Annotated in this window: 12 protein-coding genes; 11 read left to right on the plus strand and 1 reads right to left on the minus strand. The window is 40.8% G+C overall.

Annotation, left to right across the window (positions count from 1 at the left end; all coding sequences use genetic code 11):
* Positions 1–8: 8 nt before the first annotated feature.
* From AC0VYH_RS01015 to AC0VYH_RS01045, 7 genes are all read left to right on the plus strand, one after another.
* Entirely contained in the window at positions 9–638 is a 630-nt protein-coding gene (locus AC0VYH_RS01015) for an anti-sigma factor family protein (protein ID WP_303535674.1), read from the plus strand.
* Positions 639–879: 241 nt separating this feature from the next.
* Complete coding sequence (cdaA, locus tag AC0VYH_RS01020) at positions 880–1,698, plus strand: diadenylate cyclase CdaA (protein ID WP_194222558.1); 819 nt, start codon at positions 880–882, stop codon at positions 1,696–1,698.
* The gene (locus AC0VYH_RS01025) at positions 1,698–2,936 is read left to right on the plus strand and encodes a CdaR family protein (RefSeq protein WP_475366296.1); all 1,239 of its coding nucleotides are present in this window, start codon (positions 1,698–1,700) and stop codon (positions 2,934–2,936) included. The genes cdaA and AC0VYH_RS01025 overlap by 1 nt, the downstream gene beginning before the upstream one ends.
* 39 nt (positions 2,937–2,975) lie before the next feature.
* A complete protein-coding gene (gene glmM, locus AC0VYH_RS01030) occupies positions 2,976–4,319 on the plus strand; it encodes a phosphoglucosamine mutase (RefSeq protein WP_194222542.1) in 1,344 nt (447 codons plus the stop codon).
* Positions 4,320–4,812: 493 nt separating this feature from the next.
* Positions 4,813–6,618, plus strand: a complete 1,806-nt coding sequence (glmS, locus tag AC0VYH_RS01035) for a glutamine--fructose-6-phosphate transaminase (isomerizing) (RefSeq protein ID WP_430246629.1) — start codon at positions 4,813–4,815, stop codon at positions 6,616–6,618.
* A gap of 150 nt (positions 6,619–6,768) precedes the next feature.
* Complete coding sequence (locus tag AC0VYH_RS01040; protein ID WP_303535682.1) at positions 6,769–7,398, plus strand: LysE family transporter; 630 nt, start codon at positions 6,769–6,771, stop codon at positions 7,396–7,398.
* Positions 7,399–7,461: 63 nt separating this feature from the next.
* On the plus strand, positions 7,462–8,220 hold the full coding sequence (locus AC0VYH_RS01045; RefSeq protein ID WP_242057456.1) for a YqcI/YcgG family protein: 759 nt from the start codon (positions 7,462–7,464) through the stop codon (positions 8,218–8,220).
* On the opposite strand, the gene AC0VYH_RS01050 is transcribed toward AC0VYH_RS01045, so the two are convergent.
* Positions 8,217–9,527 carry an amino acid permease gene (locus tag AC0VYH_RS01050; protein WP_475373185.1) on the minus strand — a complete coding sequence of 437 codons (1,311 nt, stop codon included), beginning with the start codon at positions 9,525–9,527 and terminating at the stop codon, positions 8,217–8,219. The two genes, AC0VYH_RS01045 and AC0VYH_RS01050, sit on opposite strands and share 4 nt — an antisense overlap.
* A 134-nt stretch (positions 9,528–9,661) precedes the next feature.
* Here AC0VYH_RS01050 and AC0VYH_RS01055 point away from each other — a divergent pair, with 134 nt between their 5' ends.
* From AC0VYH_RS01055 to copZ, 4 genes are all read left to right on the plus strand, one after another.
* Positions 9,662–10,603: an arginine deiminase family protein gene (locus AC0VYH_RS01055; protein ID WP_475373186.1), complete on the plus strand. Its 942-nt coding sequence runs from the start codon at positions 9,662–9,664 to the stop codon at positions 10,601–10,603.
* Positions 10,604–10,738: 135 nt separating this feature from the next.
* Positions 10,739–11,068 carry a metal-sensing transcriptional repressor gene (locus AC0VYH_RS01060; RefSeq protein ID WP_303535692.1) on the plus strand — a complete coding sequence of 110 codons (330 nt, stop codon included), beginning with the start codon at positions 10,739–10,741 and terminating at the stop codon, positions 11,066–11,068.
* Positions 11,069–11,081: 13 nt separating this feature from the next.
* Positions 11,082–13,487 (plus strand): heavy metal translocating P-type ATPase, encoded by a 2,406-nt coding sequence (locus AC0VYH_RS01065; RefSeq protein ID WP_475373187.1) that lies wholly within the window; start codon positions 11,082–11,084, stop codon positions 13,485–13,487.
* A gap of 21 nt (positions 13,488–13,508) precedes the next feature.
* Positions 13,509–13,715 (plus strand): copper chaperone CopZ, encoded by a 207-nt coding sequence (gene copZ, locus AC0VYH_RS01070; RefSeq protein ID WP_194222535.1) that lies wholly within the window; start codon positions 13,509–13,511, stop codon positions 13,713–13,715.
* Positions 13,716–13,832: the final 117 nt, after the last annotated feature.

Here is a 13,832-nt window from a genome sequence, read left to right on the forward strand (position 1 = left end):
GAGAAGCTATGAAATGCCCTGCAGAAATAGTTGCAATTATGCATGATGTACTTGATGAAGAAGCTACAGATCAACAGCGTAAAGAGCTATTTGATCATTTAAAGACATGTCATGATTGCAAAGAGCATTATGAAGAACTGAAGAAAACGGAATCGTTTCTCCTCAGCTCACCTTCTATGAAGGCACCCGATGGTTTTACATCAAAGGTAATGCAACAGCTACCACAGGAGAAACGCACGGTCTGGATGAAACGATGGATGAAATCTCATCCATTCGTAACAGCGGCGATTTTATTCTTAGTATTAATGGCAGGATCTGTTTATTCATCATGGACGAGTGAGGATCAATTATCTGCGCTCTCTGGTAATTTAAGATTTGACCAGGAAACGAATACGGTTATTGTTCCTGAGGGTGAAGTCATTGAAGGAGATCTAACAGTAAAAAACCGTAATCTTGAAATTGAAGGACAGGTTAAAGGTGATGTTCTTGTGATCAATGGAGAACAGTATATGGCCTCTGCTGGACAGGTAACTGGTGAAATCGAAGAGGTGGATCATATTCTTGACTGGACGTGGTTTCAGCTGAAACACCTTTTTCAAGATATAGGTAGTGTATTTACAAATGATGAACAAAAATAAACCGTCCTATAGGGCGGTTTATTTTTGTGAATTATTGCTGTAGTAAAAAAATGATTCTTCTCCCCCGAACTCAACATTTGATCACAGAGTTACTAATTATATGAAATGTCATACTAATTGAGATGTGCTTTTTTTGAAGTTGTCAAAAATATGATATAATTAAAAAGTTACAAATGTATTTTAGCAATGCACTAGAAGTGAACTTCAGGCTAAATACAATACGTTTGGAGGAAGAGCCGTGCTGCCTGTTGGAAATGTAAATGTACTTGATTACATAACTGAGATTATTGATATTTTGCTCGTTACGTATGTGATATATAAAATTATTATGCTTATTCGCGGCACGAAGGCTGTTCAGCTTCTTAAGGGAATTACGGTCATTATTGCCGCATGGTTCTTAAGTAGTTTTTTCGAACTGAACACGCTACATTGGATTCTAGAGCGGGTCGTTCTTTATGGACTACTTGCCATCATTATTATTTTCCAACCTGAGCTTCGAAGAGCACTTGAGCAGTTAGGACGCGGTCGATTGTTTGCTCGCTCCGCTGTTGAAGAGGAAGAGACGAATAAAATGGTGGAAGCCATTATTAAGTCATCATCCTATATGGGTAAGAGAAGAATTGGCGCATTAATATCCATTGAGCGGGAAACAGGTCTCAATGACTATGTAGAGACAGGTATTCCTATGAATGCAAAATTAACTTCTGAACTTTTAATTAATGTGTTCATTCCGAATACACCACTTCATGATGGAGCGGTTATTCTAAAGAAGGATGAAATTTTAGCTGCAGCATGTTATTTGCCACTTTCAGAGAGTCCTTTTATTTCGAAGGAACTCGGTACAAGGCACAGAGCTGCTCTTGGAATAAGTGAAGTAACAGATAGCCTAACACTCATTGTGTCTGAAGAAACAGGGAGTATTTCCCTGACAAAGAACGGAGAACTTCATCGAAATTTATCTGAAGAGGTATTACGTGATCTTCTTAATGCTGAGCTAAATCCTTCTGTGTCTAAGACTGAGACTTCCAACCGCTTTAGTAATTGGAGGGGGAAAAAGTAATGGACAAATTGTTAACGAGCAACTGGTTTGTCAAAATCATCTCTTTTCTTCTCGCTCTCATGCTTTACACGATTGTTGCGATGCCTGATGGGTCTACTACTGATCCTAATGGATTACTTACTCAACAAACAGAAACAGAACGTTTACCAGATATGGAGCTTGAAGTGCTATACGATGAAGATAGCGTAGTGGTTTCTGATTTACCTGAAACCGTAGATGTCATTGTTGAAGGCCGCACAGATGGTTTAATGCTATCAAAGTTAACGAATAAAGAGGTCTATGTCGATTTGCGCAATTTAACACCAGGTCAACATCTTGTTACAGTAAAACACAGAGATTTTCCTGAAAATGTAGATGTCGCGATTGATCCAGTTAGAGTTTCTGTGACGATTGAAGAGAAAAAATCGAGTACTTTTCAAGCTGGAATTAACTTGTTGAAGGAAGATGAGCTTTCGGAAGGGTATGCGACAGAAGAACCGATCGTTTCACCTAAAACCGTTACAGTTACTGGTGCAAATTCCAAGCTTGAGCAAATTGCATTTGTTAGAGGCTATGTAAATGTGAGCGGTGCAAAAGAAGAAGTTAATGAAAGAATAACACTAAATGTGTATGATGCGAATATGGAAGAAATACAGGGGGTATCGATCGATCCTGCCGTAGTTGATGTAAAAGTACCAATTACTGCCCCTTACAAAAAGGTGCCGATTAAACTAGATCAAAAAGGAAAGCTTCCTGACGGTGTTAGTATCTCATCGATTGACCTTGAACCTTCGGAGGTTTCTGTCTTTGGTCCTGAAGAGGAACTTGGCAAACTAGAGTTTCTGGACGGTATTCCACTTGATCTATCAAAAATAACAAAGGATACAACGGTTGAGCTTGATGTACCAGTTCCGGACGGAATGAAAAAAGTAGATCCAGAAACGGTTGAAGCAAAAATTAAAGTTGGTAAAGAAGATGAAAAAGCATTTGAAGATGTACCAATTAAAGTAACTGGAGTATCTGATGGGTTAACAGCAAATATTTCAGAACCTGAAACGGGATCTACGGATATGAAGATATATGGTGTATCTAGCGTGCTTGAAAATATTCAGAATGATGATTTTCAGGCTTATATTGATGCAAGTGGTCTTTCCGAGGGAGAACATGAACTTGAATTACAATGGAACGGACCGTCTTATGTTCGCTGGTCCGGTTCATCCAAGAAGGTAACGCTGCAAATAGAGAATAGTCCTTCCTAATAGTTGGAACTGCGCGATAATAAAGGAGAGAGTATAACGATGGGTAAATATTTTGGTACTGACGGTGTAAGAGGGATAGCTAATACAGAGCTTACCCCTGAACTTGCATTTAAACTGGGCCGTCTCGGTGGGTATGTCTTAACGAAAGAGACCGAGAAACCTAAGATTTTAATCGGACGCGATACGCGTATTTCTGGATATATGCTTGAAGGGGCGCTAGTTGCCGGTCTTCTTTCCATTGGGGCTGAAGTAATGCGTCTTGGTGTCATTTCTACGCCAGGAGTTGCTCATTTAACGAAGGCACTAAGTGCTCAAGCGGGAGTAATGATTTCTGCTTCCCACAATCCAGTTGGGGATAACGGAATTAAGTTTTTTGGCCCGGACGGCTTTAAGCTTTTAGATGTTCAGGAAGAAGAAATTGAAGCGCTTATTGATAGCGATGAGGATCTTGTACCACGTCCTACAGGTGCTGATCTAGGTATCGTTAGTGATTACTTCGAAGGTTGTCAGAAGTACCTTCAGTATTTGAAACAAACAATTGATGAAGATTTCTCTGGACTTCACATTGCGCTCGACTGTGCACATGGTGCAACGTCTTCGCTTGCAGCTCATTTATTCGCTGATCTTGAAGCTGATATTTCCACTATAGGTACAAATCCTACTGGAACAAATATTAACGACGGTGTCGGATCGACGCATCCAGAAACACTGGCTGAATTTGTGAAAGAAAAGAATGCCAACGTAGGCTTTGCATTTGATGGAGATGGAGACCGTCTTATTGCCGTTGATGAAAATGGAGATATTGTAGATGGCGATCAGATTATGTTTATCTGCGCTAAATTCATGAAAGATCAAAAGCGTTTACGTCATGATACGGTTGTTTCAACTGTTATGAGCAATCTTGGATTCCATAAAGGGATGGAAGAGTCAGGTGTAACATCGCTTCAAACTAAGGTAGGCGATCGTTATGTGATGGAAGAAATGCGTAAAGAAGGCTACAACCTTGGCGGAGAGCAGTCTGGACATATTATTTTCCTTGATCACATCACGACAGGTGATGGTATGCTATCAGCACTTCAGCTTGCTAACATTATGCAAGTGACAAACAAACCGTTGTCAGAGCTTGCTGGAGAAATGAAGAAGTACCCTCAATCTCTTGTGAATGTGAAGGTAACAGATAAAAACAAGGTAGATTCAAACGAGCGTATTCAAGAAACGATTCAGCAAGTAGAAAGCGACATGAACGGAGAAGGGCGTATTCTTGTTCGTCCATCCGGAACGGAGCCTCTTGTTCGCGTCATGGCTGAAGCCCCTACAAAAGATCTATGTGATGAGTACGTCGATCGCGTTGTATCTATGGTGAAAGAAGAACTTGGAGCGTAATCGACAAAAATGAAAAGTTTGTACGAAAGGTATGCATGGGAAGCACGGAAAAAGCTACCCATGCATATTTTTATATATAGGGGAATTTTCACAAGTGATTTTCTCATTAAAATGAGTCAAAATAGAGCAAATTATAGCGAGAACGACTTGTTCTAGAAAAAAGAATTGACCAGCTTTTTACAATTGATATAATATAGAAGTATGTTTGGTTTTTATTCTAAAAGGGAAAGAGAGGAAAGTTGGGTTACTTTTGATATAAAAGCGCCTGGACTGTTTTCGAACGGTAGAAAACAGTTGACGAGGAAGAGGTTTATCGATCATCGGCGGATACCTCTCGATTGCTCCACCACAATCGAATGGTTTTGTGAAAAACAGAGAGGTGACTTTCTGAACAAAAGCAAAACTATGGTGACAAAAAAGCTATTAATCGGAAAAGAAGGGGCAGGTCTGCCCCGTTGTATGCCTGCTCCTTCAATTGAAGGAGGACTTTTACATGTGCGGTATTGTTGGATATATTGGAAATCAGGATGCTAAAGAAATTCTATTACGAGGTCTGGAGAAGCTTGAGTACAGAGGGTACGATTCAGCAGGTATTGCGCTTCTTAATGACGGTGGACTCCACCTTTTTAAAGAAAAAGGTCGTATTGCTGACCTTAGAAAAAAAGTGGATACAAGTGTGGAAGCGACAGCAGGTATTGGACATACACGCTGGGCAACACACGGTGAACCTAGTCAGGTAAATGCTCATCCACATCAGAGCTCAACTGAACGCTTCACGCTTGTTCACAACGGTGTAATTGAAAACTATCAACAAATCAAACGTGACTTCTTATCCGAAGTTAATTTCGTAAGTGCTACAGATACAGAAGTAGTTGTTCAACTTATTGCTACTCTTGTTGAAGATCAAAATATGTCTGTTGAAGATGCTTTCCATCAAACATTGAATGAACTTCACGGTTCATATGCACTTGCACTTATTGACAATCATAATCCAGAAACGCTCTACGTAGCGAAAAATAAGAGTCCGCTTCTAGTTGGAATCGGCGATGATTTCAACGTAGTAGCAAGTGACTCAATGGCTATGCTTCAAGTAACAAGTAAATTCATCGAGCTTATGGATGAAGAAGTAGTGATTGTGAAGCGTGATTCTGTCACAATTAAAGATATGAGTGGAAAAGTAATGGAACGCGAACCATTCACAGCTGAAATCGACGCAAGTGATATAGAAAAGGGAACATACCCTCACTATATGCTTAAAGAAATTGACGAACAGCCGCTTGCGATTCGTAACATTATTACAAAGTACAAAGATGAGAATGATAACATCAAACTTGATGAAGATATTCGTGAAGCGATGAAAGACACAGATCGTATTTATATCATTGCGTGTGGCACTAGTTACAATGCTGGCCTTGTTGGTAAACAGCTAATCGAGAACATCGCTGAGGTTCCTGTTGAAGTGCACATCGCAAGTGAGTTCTTATACAACATGCCGCTTGTTTCACAGAAACCACTCTTTATCTTTATTTCACAAAGTGGTGAAACGGCAGATAGCCGTGGCGTACTTGTGAACGTGAAGAAAAAAGGATTCAAATCTCTTACGATTACGAATGTTCCAGGATCAACGCTTTCTCGTGAGGCTGACTATACGCTGCACACACATGCAGGCCCTGAAATTGCAGTTGCTTCAACAAAAGCTTATACTGCACAAATGGCTGTACTAACACTACTTGCTGTTGATACTGCTCAGGCAAAAGGCATTAAGCTTGATTTCAACCCAATTCAGGAGCTTGGAATCGTTGCAACAGCGATGGAGTCCATGATTGACCAGAAGGAAATGATCGAAACAGTTGCACGTAACTTCCTTTCAGTTACACGTAATGCATTCTTTATTGGTCGCGGCGTAGATTACTACGTTTGTCTTGAAGGAGCTCTTAAACTTAAGGAAATTTCTTACATTCAAGCTGAAGGATTCGCAGGCGGTGAATTGAAGCACGGTACGATTGCTCTAATTGAGAAAGGTACTCCTGTTATTGCTCTTGCTACGCAGAAGCACGTGAATGGAAGCATCCGTTCAAACGTACAAGAAGTCGTTTCTCGTGGGGCATCACCATGCATTATTTCTCTTGCTGGCCTTGAAGAAGAAGGCGACACCATCGTCCTTGATGAAGTGCATGAGCATCTTACTCCGCTAGCTTCTGTTGTACCGCTTCAATTACTTGCATACTATGCAGCGCTACACAGAGAATGCGACGTAGATAAGCCAAGAAACCTTGCTAAATCAGTTACGGTAGAGTAACCATAGATTGATTAGAACGGCCTTTCCTTACTAGGGAGGGCCGTTTTATTTTTGGTTATCATTGTTAAAAAATGACTCGCCTCTCTTTTTTCGACTACTTAAAAGCATGTCCGAATACAATGATACGAATACGAAGAAGGGTGGAGGCGTATGAGTATCTTTGTAAGCTACATATTGTTAGGACTTTCCCTTTCAGCTCCAATGGGACCGATTAATGCGGCACAGCTGGACAGGGGGATTCGATTTGGCTTTATGAATGCCTGGTTAGTAGGGTTTGGAGCTATGGTAGCGGATGGCGTATTTATGATGCTCATTTACTTTGGACTTGCTCATGTCATTGAGACGCCGTTTATGAAAACATTTCTTTGGCTGTTTGGTTTTTTTGTTTTAACGTATACAGGAATTGAAAATATCGTGAAGGCTGATTCAATTGGACTTAAGCAGACAAGTGGTCGATATGAAACGAACCGCAAATCGTTTCGAACTGGTTTTTTTATCGCAATCTCAAATCCGCTGAACATTTTGTTCTGGCTTGGCATTTATGGTTCGATTCTAGCCCAAACATCTAGTATGTTTGGTGCCGCCCAACTGTTTCTTTATAGTACGGGCATTTTTTTAGGTATCACCCTATGGGATCTCACAATGGCGAGTGCATCAGCAGGTGCACGAGCGTGGGTAAATCCATTTATTTTGAAGCGAATATCGATCTTATCCGGTATCACGTTAATCGGATTTGGACTCTATTTCGGTATGCAAGCTGTTAGGTTGTTCCTTGGATAGACTGGCACCTCTTTTTGTCCCTCCTAATAGGATAACGCGTGTAGTGTTAAGGAGGGATTCCGTTTGGAACTATATACGAAATCATGGATTGATGAACATGGAGAAGGAATGGAAGGTTGGAAGCGAACTGCATTTGCTCATTTTGGAGCGATGTTATCAGATCGTGAACAACCTTACCCTTGCATTCCTGGGAAGCAGGGGTTCCATCAAGATAATTTACGATTTGGATTTGCGGAAGATCCTACAACAGACGTAGCAAGTGTACAGTTAGCTACATTGTTGAAACAGTACGGGGAAGTAGCGAGGGAAACGGGGAAATATGCCTCTCTTGTTGTTTTTTTTGACTCCACGACGTTACAGAAACAAAAAGCCGAAGTAGATCAATACCAGGAATTATTCTGGTCGCTACTAAACAGTTTACATGAGCTTGATGAGGCGCAGTGGCCAGAACATATCCCTAAAGACCCACATGATCCTAAATGGGAGTTCTGCTTCAACGGAGAACCGTATTTTGCATTCTGTGCGACACCAGCTCACCAAGTTCGAAAGAGTCGTCAGTTTCCATCTTTTCTGATTGCTTTTCAACCAAGATGGGTTTTTGATGAAATTAATGCAGAAACAACATTTGGTCAAAAGCTTAAAAAAGCGATCCGGCAACGGTTGGTTTCTTACGATGGGATTCCAGCTCACCCCGCCTTGAAGTGGTACGGTCAACAAGATAATTATGAATGGGAGCAATATTTTCTATCTGATGATGATTCTTCTCTTTCCAAGTGTCCCTTTATGGCGATGAAAAACAAGTGGAAGAGCATTCGCTCTTAACTGTGTTTTCTTTTCATTTTCAGAAAAGTTGCCCCGGCAATGAGAACTAGAAAGCATAAACTAACCAAAAATCCAGCCCGGCTAATATGGTCAAATAACGTTCCTGAAATAGCTGTACCAATCAGGACTACGCCGGTTCCAATTTTCAAATGATCTTTAAACGTAGTTTTGGTTAGTTTCCGATATGAAAAAAGAATGAACATCCAATTATAGAGAAGCATTAAACCAGCAGCTGTCGTCAAATACTCAAAGATGTTCTCCGGTAAAAGTAGTGCAACAACAATTGAAAGTAAGACGACTAGAGTCGTGAGACCAAAAGCAGGAAGAGGAATCTTCCTGCTTTTCTTTGCAAAGAGGGCAGGTGCATCATTTTCTTCAGCAAGTGTTACTAGCATGGTCGTTACGGCATATAGGGAAGCGACCATAGTGGAGAAACCGGCAATAATGAGGGTCGCATTAAATACGTGTGGGATCCAGGGTAGATGAAATTGAGTTAAAGCTGTTAAAAATGGACTTTCATTCGGATCAATGCTTTTGATCGGAATAAGTTTTAACACAACGAAAAAAGACATTACGTAAAGAAACGTTAAGACTAAAAGCATGATCTTTCCAGCTTTTGGGGCATTTTTGGGATCTTCAAGCTCATTCGCCATCAGTCCCATCACTTCAATTCCACCAAATGCATAGAACGCATAAATAAGGGCAACCCAGAGACCCATTGCGCTACCTGTGAGAAAGTCTTTTGACGTGATTTCAATTCCAGCGTTACCTTTTTGTGGTTCAAGCCATCCAAATAAGGAGGCGATTCCGATAGCGAGAAACATCACAATGGCAGCAATCTTCATTACCCCAAATACGTTCTCCATTTTTTCTACGAGTTGAACACCGATAAGAATAACGATAAGGCCAAGTGAAGCGAATACAGATGCGGTGAGCCATAAAGGAGCTTTCGGAAACCAAAACTGTGCAAATAGAGCGAGGGCTGTTAGTTGACTTCCCATAATAAGCATTTCAGATGACCAGTATACCCAGCCGTTACTAAAGCCGGCCCATTGGCCAAAAGCTTGTTTTGCATAAGTGCGAAAAGACCCTTTTTCTGGATGTTCAGCAGTTAATTTCGCAAGTGCTTCATAAACAATCCATGTGCCGATCGCGGCCAGAAAATAAGCCAATAAAACGAGATAGCCTGCTTTTTCAATCGTGATACTAGAACCAAGGAAATACCCGGTCCCGATAATACACCCTACCCCTATAAACGACATTTGCCACCAGGTTAATTTCTTTTCGTGATTTGTCGATTTACTCATTATTGCATCCCCCTCTTATCTTCTTTAGTTTGAGAATCACTGGCAGTGTTTATGTGTGTTTCTTGAATTGGAGAATCTTTTCTTCGGATGAGGAGAAAGTAAGGAGACTATGTATGATAAAGGAGTTTGGTTGAATGAACATCCATCCGAATTGTTGGAATGAATATGGAGAATTAAAAACGGTTGTCGTTTGTTCTCCTTCACACTTAGATGTACCAGATCAGCAAACTGCTACAGATGTGCAGTGGGAAAAAGCAGTGAAACAAAAGAAGGCGCAAGAAAATCATGAAGAAATGATTCGCGCAATGGAGGATGCTGGCGTTCATGTTATTGATTATTCCGTTCATTTATTACGAGAAGACCTTCTATTAAATGAAAAATTAATCAATCGTATTTTTGTACGTGATCTTGCTTGTGTATTTGGAAATACGATTCTTCCGGGAGCAGCAGGAACTTCCATGAGGCGACCTGAATATTTTCAAAGCCACAGGTTATTTCAACAGTGGTTTGATGAGCGGACGTTTCAAATTCAATCAAATAATCAGTTAAAGGCATTGGAATATGGAGATGTCATGATACTTAATAAGGATGCTGTTTTTATTAATTCTGGGATTCGGACAAGCATTGAAAGTATAGAAGCACTGCAAGGGAGTATTTTTAATGCGGGGTTCCAGGAAATCGGTGTTATTGATCTACCACGACGTCCAGATACGATGCATCTTGATATGAATTGTAATGTAGTGGGAGAGAGTATATTTATAGCGAAAAGCTATATGAGGTATCTCCCTGTACAGGTTGTGACCGAAAATGATTTTCGATATGAGATGACGGGTGATTTTTTAGAGCGACATGGATATGAAGTCGAATGGACCTCTGAGATCAAACATACTGTTGCAGATATTAATTTCTTGAATTTAAATCCTGAGACGCTATTGATTAGTACGAAAACAAATAAATCTATTCTTAAAAATCATCCTACCCTTCGTAAAAAGAAGCTTATTGAGATAGAGGTAGGTGAATTAGAAAACGGTGGTGGAGGAATACGATGTATGACATTACCACTTGAGAGGGGATAAGAGAAAGTGGCTTGAAGGCCAATTCAATATATATTTCATAAAGAATCCTGCAAAGTTGTGGGATTCTTTTACATGTGTTTTGGTTGACTATTATACCTAAGGGGGGTATATTGATAATAAGCTAAATTAGAGGAGATGATCGGATTGACAGATGAACTAAACATCCCTTTACAGCCGGATAAAAAGCCAACTGAACCGAGAACGGATGAAGAGAAACAGCAGCTGCAGAACCGATTGAAGCGAATCGAAGGCCAAATACGCGGGATTCAGAAAATGGTTGGAGATGATCGCTATTGCGTGGATATTCTTATTCAGCTGTCTGCCATTCAGGCTGCCTTAAAAAAGGTCGGCTATACGTTGCTTGAACGTCATACAAAAACGTGTGTTGCTAGTTCCATACAAGAAGGTAATGGAGATGAGCAAATAGAGGAATTAATGAAAGTGATTCAGCAGTTCTCTAAATAAAGAGGTGAGTCAGATGGATTCGAAGAAACAACTCTCTCTTGATGTGACGGGGATGACATGTGCTTCTTGCTCATCAAGAATCGAGAAGGTATTAAATAAAATGGATGGTGTCGAGGCAAACGTCAATTTAACGATGGAAAAAGCAACAATCTTGTATGATTACGATCAAGTGAAGACAGAAGATATCGTAAGGAAAATTGAAAAACTAGGCTATGGGGTTCGGAAAGAAAAAGTGGAGCTTGATATTCACGGAATGACCTGTGCAGCTTGCTCCACAAGAATCGAAAAAGGCTTAAATCGTACGAAGGGTGTTGAGCTTGCTTCGGTTAACTTAACAACAGAGTCTGGCGTTGTCGAATATCAGCCGGGAGAAGTGACGTTAGATGACATTCTCCAGAAGGTGAAAAAACTTGGTTATGAAGCGGTGATTAAAGAGAATCGTGAAAATCAAAAAAGCCATAAAGATGATGAAATTATGAAGAAGAAACGTCGATTATTGATTTCAGCTCTTCTTTCTCTTCCGCTTCTGTTAACGATGCTTGCCCATATACCTGGGGAGTTGCCTATTCCTGTTCCTCATCTTCTTATGGAACCATGGTTTCAGTTTCTTTTAGCAACACCTGTTCAATTTGTAATAGGTGCTCCATTTTACACTGGGGCTTATCGTGCCTTAGTAAATAAAAGCGCAAATATGGACGTTCTTGTTGCGCTTGGGACTTCAGCCGCTTATTTTTATAGTGTTATTGAAGGAATCAGAAGTTATTTGACAGAAGGATACAATCCGTCGCTTTATTTCGAAACAAGCGCCATTCTGATCACGCTCATCTTAGTAGGGAAGTTATTTGAAGATCTAGCGAAAGGGAGAACGACGCAGGCCATTACCAAATTACTAAACCTTCAAGCAAAAGAAGCGAGTGTTATTCGAGAAGGCGCTGAAGTGAAAGTACCTGTCGATCAGGTTCAGGTAGCTGATCGAATCGTCGTTCGCCCGGGTGAAAAAATACCAGTAGACGGTATCGTGGAAAAAGGGAATTCATCCGTAGATGAGTCCATGATTACAGGTGAATCCATTCCCATTGAGAAAGAAGTAGGGGCGAGTGTGATTGGCTCTACGATTAATGAAAATGGGACTTTAACAATGCGTGCTGAAAAAGTGGGGAAAGACACCGCTCTTGCTGGAATCATTAAGATTGTTGAAGAAGCGCAGGGTTCAAAGGCACCGATCCAACGTTTAGCAGATGTGATTTCAGGCATATTTGTCCCTATTGTGGTAGGGATCGCAGCGATTACGTTTCTAGTTTGGTATTTACTAGTCAATCCTTACAATTTGCCACAGGCACTTGAAGCGGGGATTGCGGTGCTCGTTATCGCATGTCCTTGTGCACTAGGATTAGCTACACCAACTTCTATTATGGTAGGGACTGGGAAGGGTGCTGAGCAAGGGATTCTGTTTAAAGGTGGCGAATTTTTAGAAGCCACTCATAAAATTGATGCAATTTTACTTGATAAAACCGGTACAATCACAAAGGGAAAGCCTGAAGTAACGGACTTTGTTGCTTTTGACCTCGATGAGAAAACGGTGCTCGAACAATTGGTTGCCGCTGAGAAAGCTTCCGAGCATCCTCTAGCAAGGTCCATTGTTCAATATGGCGCGAATCACAATGTTACTTTAGCTGAAGCTGAGCAGTTTCAAACTATACCAGGTCACGGTATTGTTGCTACTGTCAAAGGAAATCAGGTTCTTGTTGGGACTCGAAAACTTATGGAACGAGAGCAAATTCCTTATTCCACTCATGAAGAACAAATGAAAACATATGAACTTGACGGGAAGACAGCCATGTTTGTTGCATTTGACGGTCGCGTACAGGGAATTATCGCTGTTGCAGATACGGTGAAAGAAACGTCGAAAAGCGCTATTGAGGAAATGAGATCCCTTGGAATCGATGTATATATGATTACAGGTGACAATAAACGGACGGCTGAAGCTATCGGGCGGCAAGTGAACCTAAATGGTGTGTTTGCAGAAGTACTTCCTGAGGAAAAGGCTACTAAGGTGAAGGAATTACAGGCACAAGGAAAACGAGTGGCGATGGTAGGGGATGGCATTAACGATGCGCCAGCACTTGCAACAGCCGATATAGGAATGGCAATTGGAACCGGAACAGATGTCGCCATTGAGACAGCAGACGTTACACTTGTTGGTGGCGATCTTGAAAACATTGCAAAGGCGATTCATTTAAGCCGTAAAACGATGCGGAATATTCGCCAGAATCTATTCTGGGCGTTATTCTATAATTCAATTGGGATTCCAATTGCTGCAATTGGTTTACTAGCACCTTGGGTTGCGGGGGCTGCTATGGCCTTTAGCTCTGTATCAGTCGTAACCAATTCCCTTCGTTTGAAGCGAGTGAAACTATAATTCATTGAGAGGAGAATCAGGATGGAACAAACAACATTAAAAATTGAAGGAATGACATGTGATCATTGTAAAGCAGCAGTAACAACTGCTTTACAGGAACTTGAAGGAGTTTCAGAAGTAAATGTGAACGTAGAAGAAGGAACGGCAAAAGTTTCTTATAATGCTTCTAGCGTTAGCGTTTCGGAAATGAATGAAGCGGTAGAAGAACAAGGATATGACATTGTCTAAATAAAAAGCCGAAGAAGGGAGTGAATCCTTTCTTCGGCTTTTTAAATTCATAACTTTCGTTTCTTGATAATAAAATTCGCTAATAGGACAAGTGGAAGAATAAGCTTATCTTTGAGG

Source organism: Anaerobacillus sp. QJM3NY_32, from assembly GCF_056173645.1.

Bases quoted from the DNA above. Each gene is read 5' to 3' on its own strand.
- AC0VYH_RS01015 (WP_303535674.1), top strand. From the start codon at position 9: ATGAAATGCCCTGCAGAAATAGTTGCAATTATGCATGATGTACTTGAT.
- AC0VYH_RS01025 (WP_475366296.1), top strand. From the start codon at position 1,698: ATGGACAAATTGTTAACGAGCAACTGGTTTGTCAAAATCATCTCTTTT.
- glmM (WP_194222542.1), top strand. From the start codon at position 2,976: ATGGGTAAATATTTTGGTACTGACGGTGTAAGAGGGATAGCTAATACA.
- glmS (WP_430246629.1), top strand. From the start codon at position 4,813: ATGTGCGGTATTGTTGGATATATTGGAAATCAGGATGCTAAAGAAATT.
- AC0VYH_RS01040 (WP_303535682.1), top strand. From the start codon at position 6,769: ATGAGTATCTTTGTAAGCTACATATTGTTAGGACTTTCCCTTTCAGCT.
- AC0VYH_RS01050 (WP_475373185.1), bottom strand. From the start codon at position 9,527: ATGAGTAAATCGACAAATCACGAAAAGAAATTAACCTGGTGGCAAATG.
- AC0VYH_RS01055 (WP_475373186.1), top strand. From the start codon at position 9,662: ATGAACATCCATCCGAATTGTTGGAATGAATATGGAGAATTAAAAACG.
- AC0VYH_RS01060 (WP_303535692.1), top strand. From the start codon at position 10,739: ATGATCGGATTGACAGATGAACTAAACATCCCTTTACAGCCGGATAAA.
- AC0VYH_RS01065 (WP_475373187.1), top strand. From the start codon at position 11,082: ATGGATTCGAAGAAACAACTCTCTCTTGATGTGACGGGGATGACATGT.
- copZ (WP_194222535.1), top strand. From the start codon at position 13,509: ATGGAACAAACAACATTAAAAATTGAAGGAATGACATGTGATCATTGT.